Source organism: Micromonospora sp. NPDC005324 (assembly GCF_040607155.1).
Taxonomy (GTDB): Bacteria; Actinomycetota; Actinomycetes; order Mycobacteriales; family Micromonosporaceae; genus Micromonospora; species Micromonospora trifolii.
In genome coordinates this window covers 12,880-27,454 of the sequence record NZ_JBEXGE010000001.1, presented here as the reverse complement: position 1 = coordinate 27,454, position 14,575 = coordinate 12,880, and the positions used below count along the sequence as shown (strand labels likewise).

Annotated in this window: 13 protein-coding genes, 1 tRNA gene and 1 other RNA gene; 4 read left to right on the top strand and 11 right to left on the bottom strand. The window is 69.2% G+C overall.

The annotated features are described in order from the left end of the window. Positions 1-3: 3 nt before the first annotated feature. The 7 genes from ABZS40_RS00185 to ABZS40_RS00155 all read right to left on the bottom strand — a co-directional run bounded on the left by ABZS40_RS00185 (position 4) and on the right by ABZS40_RS00155 (position 7,195). Positions 4-1,107 (bottom strand): oligopeptide/dipeptide ABC transporter ATP-binding protein, encoded by a 1,104-nt coding sequence (locus tag ABZS40_RS00185; RefSeq protein ID WP_354939936.1) that lies wholly within the window; start codon positions 1,105-1,107, stop codon positions 4-6. Positions 1,108-1,183: 76 nt separating this feature from the next. Then, positions 1,184-2,197: an ABC transporter ATP-binding protein gene (locus tag ABZS40_RS00180; RefSeq protein ID WP_354939933.1), complete on the bottom strand. Its 1,014-nt coding sequence runs from the start codon at positions 2,195-2,197 to the stop codon at positions 1,184-1,186. A 62-nt stretch (positions 2,198-2,259) separates the two neighbouring features. Continuing rightward, the gene (locus ABZS40_RS00175) at positions 2,260-3,222 is read right to left on the bottom strand and encodes an ABC transporter permease (protein ID WP_272614100.1); all 963 of its coding nucleotides are present in this window, start codon (positions 3,220-3,222) and stop codon (positions 2,260-2,262) included. After that, positions 3,219-4,223: an ABC transporter permease gene (locus ABZS40_RS00170; RefSeq protein ID WP_354939929.1), complete on the bottom strand. Its 1,005-nt coding sequence runs from the start codon at positions 4,221-4,223 to the stop codon at positions 3,219-3,221. Before ABZS40_RS00170 ends, ABZS40_RS00175 begins: the two co-directional genes overlap by 4 nt. Positions 4,224-4,308: 85 nt before the next feature. Further along, positions 4,309-5,970: an ABC transporter substrate-binding protein gene (locus tag ABZS40_RS00165; RefSeq protein ID WP_354939926.1), complete on the bottom strand. Its 1,662-nt coding sequence runs from the start codon at positions 5,968-5,970 to the stop codon at positions 4,309-4,311. 314 nt (positions 5,971-6,284) lie between these two features. After that, a complete protein-coding gene (gene recR, locus ABZS40_RS00160) occupies positions 6,285-6,878 on the bottom strand; it encodes a recombination mediator RecR (protein WP_354939923.1) in 594 nt (197 codons plus the stop codon). Between the two features lie 8 nt (positions 6,879-6,886). Continuing rightward, complete coding sequence (locus ABZS40_RS00155; protein WP_007466279.1) at positions 6,887-7,195, bottom strand: YbaB/EbfC family nucleoid-associated protein; 309 nt, start codon at positions 7,193-7,195, stop codon at positions 6,887-6,889. Positions 7,196-7,396: 201 nt separating this feature from the next. On the opposite strand from ABZS40_RS00155, the gene ABZS40_RS00150 reads away from it, so the two are divergent. Continuing rightward, positions 7,397-8,077 (top strand): DUF998 domain-containing protein, encoded by a 681-nt coding sequence (locus tag ABZS40_RS00150; RefSeq protein ID WP_354939920.1) that lies wholly within the window; start codon positions 7,397-7,399, stop codon positions 8,075-8,077. Positions 8,078-8,157: 80 nt separating this feature from the next. Here the strand turns inward: ABZS40_RS00150 and ABZS40_RS00145 are convergent, their stop codons facing one another. Next, entirely contained in the window at positions 8,158-11,337 is a 3,180-nt protein-coding gene (locus tag ABZS40_RS00145) for a DNA polymerase III subunit gamma and tau (RefSeq protein WP_354939917.1), read from the bottom strand. Positions 11,338-11,539: 202 nt separating this feature from the next. Beyond that, positions 11,540-11,629: signal recognition particle sRNA small type (gene ffs, locus ABZS40_RS00140), an RNA gene on the bottom strand. Positions 11,630-11,711: 82 nt separating this feature from the next. On the opposite strand from ffs, the gene ABZS40_RS00135 reads away from it, so the two are divergent. From ABZS40_RS00135 to ABZS40_RS00125, 3 genes are all read left to right on the top strand, one after another. Continuing rightward, a tRNA-Ser gene (locus ABZS40_RS00135) sits at positions 11,712-11,796 on the top strand. A 431-nt stretch (positions 11,797-12,227) separates the two neighbouring features. Continuing rightward, on the top strand, positions 12,228-12,473 hold the full coding sequence (locus ABZS40_RS00130; RefSeq protein WP_354939915.1) for a hypothetical protein: 246 nt from the start codon (positions 12,228-12,230) through the stop codon (positions 12,471-12,473). A gap of 6 nt (positions 12,474-12,479) precedes the next feature. Then, positions 12,480-12,989 (top strand): hypothetical protein, encoded by a 510-nt coding sequence (locus ABZS40_RS00125; protein WP_354939912.1) that lies wholly within the window; start codon positions 12,480-12,482, stop codon positions 12,987-12,989. Positions 12,990-13,031: 42 nt separating this feature from the next. On the opposite strand, the gene ABZS40_RS00120 is transcribed toward ABZS40_RS00125, so the two are convergent. Together ABZS40_RS00120 and ABZS40_RS00115 are read right to left on the bottom strand one after the other, a co-directional pair. Then, positions 13,032-14,243, bottom strand: a complete 1,212-nt coding sequence (locus tag ABZS40_RS00120; protein WP_354939909.1) for a site-specific integrase — start codon at positions 14,241-14,243, stop codon at positions 13,032-13,034. Between the two features lie 16 nt (positions 14,244-14,259). Continuing rightward, positions 14,260-14,469, bottom strand: coding sequence for a helix-turn-helix domain-containing protein (locus ABZS40_RS00115; protein ID WP_354939906.1), 210 nt, complete (start codon positions 14,467-14,469; stop codon positions 14,260-14,262). Positions 14,470-14,575: the final 106 nt, after the last annotated feature.

The following is a 14,575-nucleotide window of genomic DNA, read 5'->3' as shown; positions in this document are numbered from 1 at the left end:
GTCTCAGACGTACGAACCGGGCTCGGTGGGCGCGGAGACCACGCCCGGCGCGTCCCCCTCGCCCTCGGGCCGGACGATCTGCGCTCTCACCCCGTGCGGGCGCAGCTCGCCGCTGGCGATCTGCTCCGCGAAGTGGCAGGCCACCCGGCTGGCGCCGATCTCCCGCAGCACCGGTCGCTCGTCGGCGCAGCGGGTGGGCTGCGCCCACGGGCAGCGGGTGTGGAAGCGGCAGCCGGACGGCGGGTTGGCCGGCGACGGCAGGTCACCGGCGAGCAGGATCCGCTCCCGACGGTCCTCCACGTCCGGGTCCGGCACCGGCACCGCCGACATCAGCGCCCGGGTGTACGGGTGCAGCGGCTCGGTGTAGAGCCGGTCGCTCGGCGCCTCCTCGACCAGCGCGCCCAGGTACATGACGCCGACAGTGTCGGAGATGTGCCGGACCACGGCGAGGTCGTGCGCGATCACCAGGTAGGTCAGCCCCAGGCTGTCCTGGAGTTCGTCCAGCAGGTTGACCACCTGGGCCTGGATCGACACGTCGAGCGCCGAGACCGGCTCGTCGGCGACGATCAGCTCCGGCCCGAGCACCAGCGCGCGGGCGATGCCGATGCGCTGCCGCTGCCCGCCGGAGAACTCGTGTGGGTAGCGGGACAGTGCCCAGCGCGGCAGCCCGACCGCGTCCAGGGTCTCGCCGATGATCCGCCGACGGTCGGTGCGGTCGGTGCCGATTCCGTGGGTCTGGAGGCCCTCGGTCAGGATCGACTCGACGTTCTGCCGGGGATCGAGGCTGGACATCGGGTCCTGGAAGATCATCTGCATCCGGCGACGCATGCTGCGCAGCTTGCCGGACGGCAGTGTGGTCAGCTCGACGCCGTCGAAGCTGACCTCGCCGGCTGTCGGCGGGGTGAGCTGGAGCAGCGCCCGACCCAGCGTGGACTTGCCACAGCCGGACTCACCCACCAGGCCGTACGTCTTGCCCCGCGCGATGCTCAGGTCGACCCCGTCGACGGCCTTCACCTGGCCGATCACACGGTCGAAGAGCACCCCCCGCTTGATCGGGAAGTGCACCTTCAGGTCGCGCACCTCGACGAGGATGTCGTTCTCGCTCACGCCAGCACTCCGCTTCGCTCCGCGCCGGCGCGAGACGCCACGCCGCTGTGCCTGATGGTTCGCTCGCTACGCTCGCTCACGCTGACTCCTCCTCGCGCGGGGCGGGCACCATGCCCGGCAGCGGCTCCGGGTTGACGCACCGGTAGCTCCGTCCGTCGTGCGCGTGCACCAGCTCCGGCGGCTCACCCACACACTCGTCGATCCGGCGGGCGCAGCGCGGGGCGAAGGCGCAACCGTCCGGCCAGGGCAGCAGGTCGCGGACCGAACCGGGGATCGGGTTGAGCTTCTCGCCCCGCCCGGCGTCCAGGCGCGGCACCGAGCCGAGCAGACCCACTGTGTACGGGTGACGAGGCTGGCGGAACAGCGGACGACGGCGGGCCGTCTCCACCACCCGGCCGCCGTAGAGCACGTTGACGGTGTCGCACATGCCGGCCACCACGCCCAGATCGTGCGTGATCATCAACAGTGCGGTGCCAGAGTCCCGGACCAGCTCCTTGAGCAGCTCCAGGATCTGGGCCTGGATGGTGACGTCCAGCGCGGTGGTCGGCTCGTCGGCGATCAGCAGCCGAGGCTGGCAGGCCACCGCCATCGCGATGAGCGCACGCTGGCGCATTCCACCGGAGAGCTGGTGCGGGTACTCCTTGAGCCGCCGCTTCGGGTCGGGAATGCCGACCCGGTCCAGCAGCGCCGCCGCCTCCTTCGCAGCGGCCGCACCCTTCATCCCCCGGTGCCGGGTGAGCACCTCGGTCACCTGCAACCCGATCGGGATCACCGGGTTCAGCGAGGAGAGCGGGTCCTGGAAGATCATCGCGATGTCCCGGCCCCGGATGTCCCGCCGCGACCGGTCGTCGAGCTGGAGCAGGTCGGTGCCGTCGAAGACGGCCTTCCCGCCGACCTGCAGGCCGGGCTGCTTGGGCAACAGGCCCATGATCGCGAGCGAGGTGACGCTCTTGCCGCAGCCGGACTCGCCGACCAGGCCGACCACCTCACCGGCGTCGACCGAGAAGGACACCCCGTCGACCGCGTGCACGGCCCGCTGACCGCGGCGGGCGAACGTGACGGAGAGATCTTCAACTTCGAGCAGTGCCATGCTGGACCGGCCTTTCGTTCGCGACTGCGGGGCTCGCAAGCTCACTCCTCGCGCTCACGGCACTACTTCCGCAGCTTCGGGTCGAGGGCCTCGCGCATCGCCTCACCCAGCAGGGTGAAGCCGAGCGCGGTGATGATGATCGCGACCGCCGGGTAGATCGCCAGTGACGGTCGGATGCCGAGGTACTGCTGCGCGTCGGCGAGCATGACCCCCCACTCCGGCACGGCGGTGTCCGGGTTGCCGAGGCCGAGGAAGGAGAGCGCCGCGGCCTCGATGATCGCGGTGGCCAGGGTCAGCGTGGCCTGCACGATCACCGGGGCGAGCGAGTTCGGCACCACGTGGGTCAGCGCGATCTTCGACTTCTTCACGCCGAGCGAGGTCGCCGCCAGCACGTAGTCGCTGTTGGCCTGAGAGATCATCGAGCCGCGCAGCAGCCGGGCGAACACCGGCACCGAGACCACGCCGACCGCGATCATGACCGTGGTCAGGCTGGCCCCGAGCAGGGCGGCGATGCTCACCGCGAGCAGCAGGCTCGGCATCGCCAGCAGCATGTCGATGAAGCGCATCAGGGTGGTGTCGATCCACCGTCCCCAGCGGCCACCGAGACCGGCCGCCGCGCCGGAGACGCCACCGATCAGCGCGCCGATCGCCAGACCGATCAGGGTGGAGACCACGCCGACCAGCAGGGTCTGCCGGGCACCCACGATCATCCGGCTGAACTCGTCCCGGCCCTGGTGGTCGTAACCGAACCAGTGGTCGCCAGTCGGACCGGGAATGACGCCCGGCCTGATCAGCCCCTCCCGGATGCCGATGGTGTCCGTCGCCGCGTACGGCACGAGGAACGGGCCAATCACCGCGACCAGCACGAAGAGCGCCAGGATGACCGCGCCGACGATGGCAGCCGGGTTACCGCGCAGCCGGCGGAACGCCTCCTGCCAGAGGCTGACCCCCCGCTCGTCGTCACGGGCGGCCAACTCGGCGAGCCGGTCGATCTTTTCGCGCTTCTTGCCCGGGCTGAGCGTCATCGCACCCTCACCCTCGGGTCGATGAAGCTGTAGGAGAGGTCGACCAGCAGGTTCACCAGCACGTACACCACCGCGATGATCAGAATGAAGCCCATCAGCACCGGATAGTCGCGCTGGCCGATGGCCTCGGCGACGAATGCTCCGATGCCACTGAAGGCGAAGACGGTCTCGGTCAGCACGGCGCCGGAGAGCAGGCCGCCCGCGAGCAGACCGATCGAGGTGGCGACCGGCAGCATGGCGTTGCGCAGGACGTGCCGGCGACGGACCGTCTGCTCGGTCAGGCCCTTCGCCTCGGCGGTCCGGACGAAGTCCTCGTTCAGCACCTCCAGCACGCTCGCCCGGGTGATCCGGACGATGATCGCCAGCGGAATGCTGGCCAACGCGATGCTGGGCAGCACCAGGTGCCAGAGGGCGTCGGCAACGGCGTCCCACTCACGGGTCATCAACCCGTCGAAGACGAAGAAGTTGGTGATCCGGGTCGCCCCGAGGGTCGGGTCCTGCCGGCCGCTGGACGGGAACCAGTGCAGGTTCTCCGAGAAGATCGCTTTGAGCACGTAGCCCAGGAAGAAGACCGGGATGCAGATGCCGATCAGCGAGCCGCCCACTGACGCGTGGTCCAGGAAACGGCCGCGACGACGGGCGGCCAGGTAGCCCAGCGGGATTCCGACGCCGATGGCGATGATCATCGCGGTGATGGTCAGCTCGACGGTGCCGGGGAAGCGCTCGATGAACTCCGTGGTGACCGCTCGCTTGGTGGAGGTCGAGGTACCCAGGTCGAGCTTGATCATCCGCCGTACGAAGCGGCCGTACTGCACCAGGATGGGCTCGTCGAGCCCCATGTTGCGGCGGATCGCGGCCCGCATCTCGGGTGTGCCGCGCTCGCCGAGAATGGCGGTCTCGGGGCCGCCGGGGAGTCGGCGGAGCCAGATGAAGAGCAGGAGGGAGAGCCCGAACAGCGTGGGTATCAGCTGAAGCAGGCGCCTGACGATGAACCGGAACACGGCGGCCTCGAAGGGGTGCGGAGGGTTGCGGGCGGGCGCTGTGCGACAGCGCCCGCCCGCGTTCCTTGCTGCGTCAGATCAGGACTTACTTGAACTCGGCGGTCGCGTACCGCTCGTCGGTGAGCGGGCTCGCCTTGACGCCGGTCACGTCCTTGCCGAACACGATCGCCGGCGGCGAGTGCGAGATCGGCACACCGGGCAGGAAGTCCATCACGGACTTGTTCAGGGCCTTGTACTTCTCGGTCCGGGCCGCGATGTCGGCGGTGCTGTCCGCGTCCTTGAACTGGTCGAACAGGGCCTTGTTGTTGAAGCCCCACTCGTCCTTCGGCCGGTCGAAGAAGGTGCCGATGAAGTTGTAGGCGTCACCGTAGTCACCGGTCCAGCCCAGGAAGTGGATGTCGTGCTTGCTACCCGAGGTGGTGGCGTTCAGGTAGTCCGGGCTCCACTTCAGCGGGATCGCCTCGACGGTGATGCCAACGGCCTTCAGGTCCGCCGAGAGCAACTCGAAGATGTCCTTCGGGTTCGGCATGTACGGCCGGGTGACCTCGGTCGGGTAGTGGAACTTCAGCGTCAGGTTCGACGCGCCGGCCTCGGCCAGCAGCGCCTTCGCCTTGGCCGGGTCGTAGGTGTACTTCGTGACGTCACCGTTCCAGCCCTCGACGGTGTCCGGCATGAAGTTGTCGGCGACCTTGGCGCCCGGCGGCAGCTTGGAGGTGACCAGCTGCTGACGGTTCAGGGCGTACGCGATGGCCTGCCGAACACGGATGTCGGCGAGCTTCGGGTTGCCCTTCTGGTTCATCGCCAGGTAGAGCACGTTGAACGCCGGGCGCGTGAGCATGTTGAAGCCCTCGCTCTTCAGCGGCTCGACGTCCGCCGGGCCAACCAGGTCGTAGCCCTGGATGTCACCGGAGCGCAGCGCCTGCTTGCGAGCGTTCTCATCCGAGATGGTCTTGAAGATGAGGGTCTTCAGCTTGGCCTTGGCGCCCGAGTAGTCCTCGTTGCGCTCCAGGGTCAGCGTCTTGTTGGCGACGTCCCAGGTCTTGAACTTGAACGGGCCGGTGCCGGTCGGGTGCTCCGTCGCGTACGCCGGGTACTTGATGTCCTCGGCGGTGCCCGCGACGTTGCTCGCGTCGAACTCCTGCAACGCCTTCGGGCTGTGGATGGAGAACGAGGGGAGCATCAGCGCGGCCGGGATCTTGCTGGAGACCCGGGTGAACGCCAGGTCCACAGTGGTGGCGTCTTTGGCGGCGCAGGACTTGAAGAGACTCGGCGGGAGATCCGCGTTCTCGTTCTTGGCGAAGCCGCCCATGACGTCCTGCCAGTACGCGGTCACGTCCGGGCTCTGCATGAGGCCCTTGGCGTTGTACCAGCGGTTGAAGTTGACGCAGACGGCCTCGGCGTTGAAGTCGGTGCCGTCGTGGAACTTCACGCCCGAGCGGAGCTTGAAGGTCCAGGTGGTGCCGGCGGCGTCCGGAGTCCAGGACTCGGCCAGGCCGGGGGTGACCTTCGTGCCACCCTCCTCCGGTCGGACCAGGGTCTCGAAGACCTGACGCGCCACGCGCAGCGACTCACCGTCGCTGGCGAAGCTCGGGTCGAGCACCTTCGGGTCTCCGGCGACGCCGAAGACGAGGGTGTCCTTCTTGCTACCGCCGGATTTGTCGTCGCGGTTGCTCTCGGCGCAGCCTGCTACCGCGAGGGCCGCGACCGCGATGGCCGCGATCGCGACCTTCGGCCTGGGTGCACGCATGTGTGCTTCACCTCGTCCTTGGGGGTACGGACAACGTGGTGACAGGGGTCACCGATGGCGGTGACCATAGCTCCCGAGGCGACCACCCGGAAACCGCCGAGTGGACGGTTGGTATCGGATCGTGCCCCAACCGCCGCTTGACATTCGATTCGTAGGTAAACAGCGGCAAAAACCGATCAATCAGCACCCGCGATGCCAAACTGTTACGTCGAACAGCCCCGATGAGGGCACAGGTGTCAGATCATTTCCGGGCAGACACGCAGCGGTGGCCGGCACCCGGCGCGGGTGCCGGCCACCGGCCGTACGTCAGGGAATCAGACCGCGCGGCGCCCCTCGAAGGCCCGACCAAGGGTGATCTCGTCGGCGTACTCCAGGTCGCCGCCGACCGGCAGCCCGCTGGCCAGTCGGGTCACCGAGATGCCCATCGGCTTCACCATCAACGCCAGGTAGGTGGCGGTCGCCTCGCCCTCGGTGTTCGGATCCGTGGCCAGGATCAACTCCCGCACCCCGCCGCCACCGAGCCGGATCATCAGCTCCCGGATGCGCAGATTGTCCGGGCCGATGCCCTCCAGCGGATTGATCGCGCCACCCAGCACGTGGTAGCGACCGCGGAACTCACCCGTCCGCTCGACGGCCACCACGTCCTTGGGCTCCTCCACCACGCACAGCACCTCCTCGGTGCGGCGCGGGTCGCGGCAGATCCGGCACTGCTCGGACTCGGCCACGTTGTAGCAGGTCGTGCAGAACCGCACCAGCTCCTTGACCTTGCGCAGCGCGCCGGCCAGCCGGTTGACGTCGGCCGGGTCCGCCGAGAGGACGTGGAACGCGATCCGCTGAGCGCTCTTCGGACCCACGCCCGGCAGCCGACCCAGCTCGTCGATCAGATCCTGGATGGCACCTTCGTACATCTGCCGGCTCAGAAACCGGGCAGGCCGAGGCCGCCCATGCCGCCAGCGACCGGGCCCATCTTGCGCTCGGTCAACTCCCGGGCCGCCTCGGCGGCGTTGTGCACGGCCGCGACGACCAGATCTTCCAGCGTCTCCACGTCGTCCGGGTCGACGGCCTTCGGGTCGATCTTGATGGCCTTGAGCTCACCGGAGCCGGAGACGGTCGCGGTGACCAACCCGCCGCCGGCGGTGCCGGTCAGCTCGGCCTCGGCCAGCTCGGCCTGGGCGGCGGCGATCTGCTGCTGCATCTTCTGCGCCTGCTTCAGCATCTGCTGCATGTTCGGCTGTCCACCTGGGCGCACGGGATGGCTCCTTCTCGCACTCGTCTGCTCGACCGCCGCTCAGCCTATCCGCTGGGACCGACCTCGCCCCGCCCGGTGCGTCCGCCCGCGCCGAGCCTCCGGGTACGGCTAGCCCTACCCCGAACCGGCCATCTGCTGGTAGTGCGCCCATAGCCGTCGCACTGGTCTGCTCATGGCATGAATCTCCACCGCACCGGCCGGGTCGGCGCACTGTGCTGGCTCGCGGCCGCGCCCATGTTCCTCGTCGCCAGCCTGGTCACCGGGCTGCGGTGGCGCGAGCCAACCTACAGCTGGGCCACCCACAACATCAGCGACCTCGGCAACGCCCACTGCGGCATCTGGGACACCACCCGCCCCCGCTACGTCTGCTCGCCGTGGCACCCACTGATGAACACCGCGACACTGGCCACCGCAGTACTGCTCGCCGTCGGGCTCCTGCTGACCTGGCGCATCCTCGGCCGCGGCCCGGTGGTGCGCACGACCCAGACACTCCTGCTGCTGGCCACCGGCGGATACGCCCTCGTGGCCCTCTACCCGGCCGACATCGACGAGAACCTGCACGTCCTCGGCGCATTCCTGATCATGGGACTGGGCAACGTCGGCCTGCTCCTGGCCGGCTTCGCACCACGCACCACGACGCTGGGCCGGTGGCGACGGCTGACCCTCACCGCCGGGCTGATCGCGCTGGCCGGAACGGTGCTGTTCTTCAGCCAGCAGGGCGTCGGAATCGGCGTCGGCGGCATGGAACGCGTCGCCGTACTCCCCTTCCCCCTCTGGGTCTGCTGCCTAGGCGTCCTACTAGCCGAAGCCCCCGCCGCCCCCGCCGCCGTCGATCAAGGAGTTGTGGTGCCTGAATAGATCGGCGGCGGGTGTTTTGTCACCCACCACAACTCCATGATCGGCGGGAGCGGGAGCGGGAGCGGGAGCGGGAGCGGGCTTCAGCGGGCGTCGACTTCGTTGATCTTTTCGGCGCCGAAGGTTTCCCGGAGCAGCCGTACCGCCTGCTCCTCGCTGGACTCCCGTGCGGTCTTCTCGTCGATGATCTCGTCCAACGGCTCGTCGCCCGGGTCGAACCCCTCGAAGGCCGGGGCCGCCGCCGGTGCCGCGCCGCCGGGCCGGCCGGCCCGCGCCGGGCCGTCGAAGTCCGGGTCGTAGGGCGGCTCGCCGGCCCACTCGGCGTCCGCGACGGGCCGGGCTGCCGCTCCGGTACGCGCACCGCGCCCCGCCGCCGCCGCGCGAGCCGCGGCGATGGCGCTGCTCACCGGCGCGCCACCGGCTGTCGCCGGCTGCCGGGCCGCCGGTGTCGCGTTACCCCGCCCGCCCGGCTTACCGCCGCCGGCCGCTGACCCGGGACCGCCCGAACCGCCTGGTCCGTTGCCGTTCGCGCCACCGCCGTTGGCGCCGCTGCCGTTGGCGCCGCTGCCGTTCGGGGCGCTCCCGCTACCGGCGCTGCCGTTCGCGCCAGTAGCGGCCAGTGCGGAGTGGGCGCTCGACTCGTTTCCGGCCGACGCTCCGCCGGGTCGGGCGGCCTCCGGCCAGTCCTCGTCATCCGTAGCCTCGGCGGCCAGGGCGCCGCCGCCGGGGCGGGCCGCCTCCGGCCAGTCACCGTCGTCCGCCGCCGGGGCGGACGGCGCTGAGCCCTGGCGACCAGCACCGTGACCGGCGGAACCCGCACCGGCACCGCGACGCGAAGCCGAGCCGGCAGCGCCGGTCGGGTTCAAGGCGCTCGTCGGGCCGGCGGCGGTCGGGGCGTTGGGTCCCGCAGTCCCCGGCCCGGCGGTGTTCGCACCTGTCGCGGCGTTCGCGCCTGACCCAGCGGTCGAGCCATGCGCACCGTTCGCGCCGGCCGCGGTGCCGAAGCCAGGTGCCGCGCTCGAACTTGGCGCAGCGTTCGAGCCAGACGTGCTCGAGCCGGGCGCACCGTTCGAGCCAGGCGCACCGTTCGAGCCAGGCGCGGGGTTCGAGCCTGATGCGGGGTTCGAGCCAGGCACGGCGTTCGAACCAGGCACGGCGTTCGAACCAGGCACGGCGTTCGAACCAGGCACGGCGTTCGAACCAGGCACGGCGTTCGAACCAGGCACGGCGTTCGAACCAGCCACGGCGTTCGAACCAGGCGCACGGTTCGAGCCTGGCGCGGGGTTCGTGCTTGGCCCGGCTGGCGGCGCGCTCGTCGGGCCGGCGGCGGCAGTCGGGGTCGCGGCGTTCGTCGCGGCGGCGGGCGTGTCCGACGTGGCGGGTCGGGCCGGTGCGGTCTGCTGCGTGCGCGGTGAGCCGGGCAGCGACACGCCACCGCGCTCGCCGGCCACCTCGCACCGGATCTGCCAGCGCCCGCCCAACTCCTCGTAGAGCGCGTCGGTGAGCACCGCCGCGTGGTCGGCCATCATCTTGGCCAGCACTGTGGACTTCACCGTCAGCACCAGCATGTCGCCGTCGAGTTCGCGGACGACGGCGTCCCGCATCAGGGCGGCGATCCGCTTGTTGGTCCGGTTGACCTTGCCGACCACGTCGGGCCAGACGCGGCGGACCGCGACCGCGTCCAGCGCGGCGGCCGGCGCTCCCGGTCGGGGCGGCGCGGGGGTGGCCGGGTCGGGAAGCACCGCCGACGGCGGCACCACGCGACGCGGGGCCGGCCCGGCGGGCGAGACGGGTACGGCCTGGTCAGCGGTTGACGCGCCGGGGGAAGCCGGGATCGGCGAGTCGGCCGCCGAGACGGACGAGGCCGGTGCACCGGAGGTCGGAGCGGGCACCTCGGTGACCGGAGCAGCCGGGGTGGGAGCACCAGCAGTGCCCCGGGTCGGGGGCGCTGCCAGGTCGACCGCCCACGGCGGCGCGGAGGTGGGGGCGTTCGCGGGTGCCGGGGTGGCGGCAGCCGGGACCGGGGTGGCTTGCTGTGGGCGTACCCCTTGGTGGTTGGTTGGCGCGGAGCCGGCGGCGGCCGACGGCGCGTCGGTGGCACCCACTGTGAGCCGGCGTTCCATCCGCTCCAGGCGCTGGAGCAGGCCGCCGGTGGAGTCGTCAGCGCCGGGCAGCAGCATCCGGGCGCAGATCAGCTCCAGCAGCAGGCGGGGCGCTGTGGTGCCGCGCATCTCGACCAGCCCGTTGTGCACGATGTCGGCGCAGCGGGACAGGGTGGCCGAGCCGAGCTGCGAAGCCTGGGCTGCCATTCGCTCGATCTGGTCGGCCGGGCCGTCGATCAGACCCTTCGCGGCGGCGTCCGGCACCTGCTGGATCACGATCAGGTCGCGGAGCCGTTCCAGCAGGTCGGAGGCGAACCGGCGCATGTCGTGCCCGGCCTCGGCGACCCGGTCGACGGTGGCGTACGCGGCCGCGCCGTCCCCGGCGGCCAGCGCGTCGCACATCTCGTCGATCAGCGCCGAGTCGGTGACCCCGAGCAGCGCGACGGCCCGGGCGTAGCTGACCCCCTCCGCGCCGGCGCCGGCGATGAGTTGGTCGAGCACCGAGAGGCTGTCCCGCATGCTGCCGCCACCGGCGCGAACCACCAGCGGAAAGACCGCCGGCTCGACGGCGACGCCCTCGGCCTGGGTGAGCTGCTCCAGGTACGGGCGGACCACCTTCGGCGGAAACAGCCGGAACGGGTAGTGGTGCGTCCGCGACCGGATCGTGCCGAGGACCTTCTCCGGCTCGGTGGTGGCGAAGATGAACTTGACGTACTCCGGTGGCTCCTCGACCAGCTTGAGCAGGGCGTTGAAGCCCTGGGTCGAGACCATGTGCGCCTCGTCGATGATGTAGATCTTGAAGCGGCTGCTGGCCGGCGCGAAGAATGCGCGCTCGCGCAGCTCGCGGGCATCGTCGACACCGCCGTGGCTGGCCGCGTCGATCTCGATCACGTCGATCGAGCCGGCACCGTCGGCGGCCAGCGAGCGGCAGGAGTCACACTTGCCGCACGGCTCGGGAGTGGGGCCCTGCTCACAGTTGAGCGAGCGGGCCATGATCCGGGCGCTGGTGGTCTTGCCGCAGCCACGGGGGCCGGAGAAGAGGTAGGCGTGGTTGAGCCGTCCGCTGCGCAGCGCCTGCGACAGCGGCTCGGTCACGTGCTCCTGACCGATGACCTCAGCGAAGGTACGCGGCCGGTACTTGCGGTAGAGCGCCAGCGTCACTCGTCCCGCCTCCTCTCGACCGAGCCATTCTGCGCCGGTCGGGCGCGGGTGACCACCCACCACCCCGGGGCGCCTGGGCCTGCGGGCTCGACTTCCAGGCCGCCGGGCTTGATCGACTCGGCTTCCTGGAAACCGCTTTGTCCGCGTGGCCGGGACACCGCGACATCACGGATGCCGAGTGGATCAACCAGCCCACAGACAAAAAGGCCTCCCGTGCACCCGGCAGAGCTCGCTTATCCTTGCTGCCTTCCGGCCCTGGGGAGGTTCACGAGATACCGCCGCACGGGAGGTGCCGCCCAGCCTACCCGACCGCCAGTCGATCTTCAGGGGGTGGTGGGGTGGCCCGGCCGACACGGGCCTGTATCCTGGCTCGCGGAGGATTCGCCTAGAGGCCTAGGGCGCACGCTTGGAAAGCGTGTTGGGTTTACACCCTCACGAGTTCGAATCTCGTATCCTCCGCTCGCTGAGCAGCACGAACGCGAGGGTCGGCCCCAACACGGGTCGACCCTCGCGTCGTTCTGACGCCGCCCGTCTCAGTTGCCGTCTCAGTTCCCCTGCTTGCCCTCTGAGCGCGCCGGATGCCACAAGATCACTCGACGCGCGGGAAAGCTCCCGCGGGCAGTCACCCGGTGGGGCGCAAGACGCCTACCCACCCCACCGCTGAGAGCGTGGATCCTCAGCTGACCCGAAGCGATTGTCAGTGACAATACTTTTCTTGTCAGTGACAAGGGCCGCGACCTCTTTTACCCCGCAGTCCTATAGGCAAGACACCCAAGTCGCACATTCGGTCCGGCACCCAGTAAAAAGTTAGCCCACGATATGCAACGGCGCCCGAGCTCGTCCCTCGGGCGCCGCCATGCTCCCTACCCTCCAACAAGCAAGGAGCCGCTATGAAGCGTAGCGATTTTGACCCGCAGCCGGAAGAGCGCTGGCACGAAGCGAATGTGAGCCTCCGGCGGCGGATAACCGTCCGACACTTCGTCATCGCGGCTACAGCCATCGCAGCGGCTTACTTTGTTCACCAACGCACCAACGATGCACTCATCACCTTTCTCAGTCTGCCAGTAGTGCAGGGATTCCTTTGCTACTGGCTGACCGAGACAAGCGACGCGCGCAAGCAGCCAGGAAGTTGTTGAGTCCCCGTGAGCGATTGGACTGTTCGGATCTTCTTCGCGAAAACCGCCGCGACAGTTAGAGCATCCAAGGTTCAAAGTGATCGATTGGCCCTGGATTGGAAGATGATCGAGCGTCGCACAGGCGCAACTCTTGCGGCAACACAAACAGTAAGGCACGGGACGGTATCTTCCGCATTGTTGAGTGCCGCACGGACCGTGCAGTGGATCCAGAAGGCGGCAGAAGAGGAAATTGAGCCTATTTCTGTGTCGATTCACCGAGACGGGGAGGCTGAACAACTTCCGGAGCTCGTAACCCTGGCCGAAATTGCCGTCCAGCTAGGGGTTTCGAGGCAGAGAGTGCAGCAGTTGTCGCGCCAGCCATGGTTTCCGTCGCCCGCAGCAAGAACGAGAAACGGTCCCATCTACACCCTGGCGGATGCGCAGCAGATGCAGCGCCAAAGAGAGGCTAAGTTGGGCAAGGACTACACGCGTCAGCGACTGGTTGATGCGATCACAAGTCAAGATCAGCGGCTTTGAGCGCAACCGGGGGCCGGCTACAACCCGGCCCCCGGTCGATGGCTATGTTTTACTTTTTCCCCAAAGCAGCCCTCCGAGTTGCTGCGCGATGTCCCGGCGCACCTGGTCCGTCATGTGCTGATACCGGACCGCCATCGCCGAGTTTGACCAGCCCATGATGCCCATCACGGCGCGGCCGGAGACGCCGAGGACCAGGAGCGCGGTAGCGGCGGTGTGCCGAGCGTCGTGTAGCCGGCCGTCCCGGACTCCGGCGAGCTTGAGCAGTCGTTTCCACTCGTCGTAGTCCGTCGCCTGGTGGATCGCCTGGCCGGTCGGTGAGGCGAACACCCAGCCCTCATCGCGCCAGATCTGGGCGGCGGTTTCGCGCTCAGTGCCTTGTTCCTTCCGGTGCTGTCGCAGTAGGCCGACCAGGGCATCCGGCAGGCCGATGGAACGACGGCCGGCGCGGGATTTGGTGTCTGCCGCTACCGGCCGCTCATTCACCCGGTCAGGACACTGACCGGGTAACTTTTGCTCGCACTTCCCGTCGCAGCCGTGCCGCCATTTCGGGCGGAGTAGCGCGCGGCGCACGGTAAGCGTTCCGTTGTTGAGATCCACGTCCGGCCATTTCAGGCCGAGCGCTTCGCCCTGGCGCAACCCGAGGGCGAGCGCTACCGCCCACCGGGCGCTGTTCCTACGCGATTCCGCCGCGCGGAGGATCGCCTGCACCTCGGGCACGGAGTACGGCTGCACCTCGGAATCCGGGAGGCGGGGCGGCTTGGCCAGTGCGGCGGGATTCCGCGCAAGGTGCCCGCGGCGCACTGCCTCGCCGAGCGCAGTGCGGATCGTCCGGTGCGCCTGGTGGGCAGTTCCGGCCGCGCTGCCGCTGGCCAACATCCGGGCGTACAGCTTCTCCAGGTGCTCCGGCTCCAGGCGGTCGAGGCGGTGGGCGCCCACGCCCGGGATCAAGTGCCGACGGACGGCCACCCGGTAGCCGTCGAGGGTGTTCGTACGAACCACCGGGCCGGCGATATTCTCGACCCAGTGCGTGAGCCACTTCTCGACCGTCCAGCGCTGCCCCGGCTTCCGTATATTGCCGTTGTCCCGCTCCCGTTCGAGGGCGCGAACCTTGCGGATCACCTCGGCCTCAGTCTTCGCCTGGACATGCCGCCGGTCCGGCTTCCCGTTGTCCTTCACGCCGATCGTCACGCGACCGTGCCAGTAGCCGTCACCGCCCTTGTAGATGCTCGATGCGCCGTTTGGCTTGCGTCCCATTGGCTGGCTCCTTTCGTCAGGCAGCGTGATCGAGGTGGGTCGGCTGGGCGAGCAGGTTCCGCACGTACTCGTCGAGGCAAAACGTCGGCACCCGGCGGAGACGGCCGATGGTGACGGTGCGAATCTGGCCGGTCTTGATGAGGGCGTACATGGTGGTGCGGCCGATCCCGAGTTGTTGGGCGGCTTCTTCGATGGTCAGGACGACGCGAGTTCCTGGCGTGGGCACGGCTTCTCCCCGTGGTTCCGATGGTTTGAGAGCGCCGGTGGTGGGCGTTCTCGTCGGTCGAGGGTCAGTTGCTAGGTGCGGCAGGTGTATCGATGGCGGCCGTTAG

Excerpts from the sequence above, each read along its gene's own strand:
- ABZS40_RS00120 (WP_354939909.1), bottom strand. The coding sequence starts at position 14,243 with ATGGGACGCAAGCCAAACGGCGCATCGAGCATCTACAAGGGCGGTGAC.
- ABZS40_RS00155 (WP_007466279.1), bottom strand. The coding sequence starts at position 7,195 with ATGCAGCAGATGCTGAAGCAGGCGCAGAAGATGCAGCAGCAGATCGCC.
- ABZS40_RS00180 (WP_354939933.1), bottom strand. The coding sequence starts at position 2,197 with ATGGCACTGCTCGAAGTTGAAGATCTCTCCGTCACGTTCGCCCGCCGC.
- ABZS40_RS00130 (WP_354939915.1), top strand. The coding sequence starts at position 12,228 with ATGAAGCGTAGCGATTTTGACCCGCAGCCGGAAGAGCGCTGGCACGAA.
- ABZS40_RS00150 (WP_354939920.1), top strand. The coding sequence starts at position 7,397 with ATGAATCTCCACCGCACCGGCCGGGTCGGCGCACTGTGCTGGCTCGCG.
- ABZS40_RS00175 (WP_272614100.1), bottom strand. The coding sequence starts at position 3,222 with ATGACGCTCAGCCCGGGCAAGAAGCGCGAAAAGATCGACCGGCTCGCC.
- recR (WP_354939923.1), bottom strand. The coding sequence starts at position 6,878 with ATGTACGAAGGTGCCATCCAGGATCTGATCGACGAGCTGGGTCGGCTG.
- ABZS40_RS00165 (WP_354939926.1), bottom strand. The coding sequence starts at position 5,970 with ATGCGTGCACCCAGGCCGAAGGTCGCGATCGCGGCCATCGCGGTCGCG.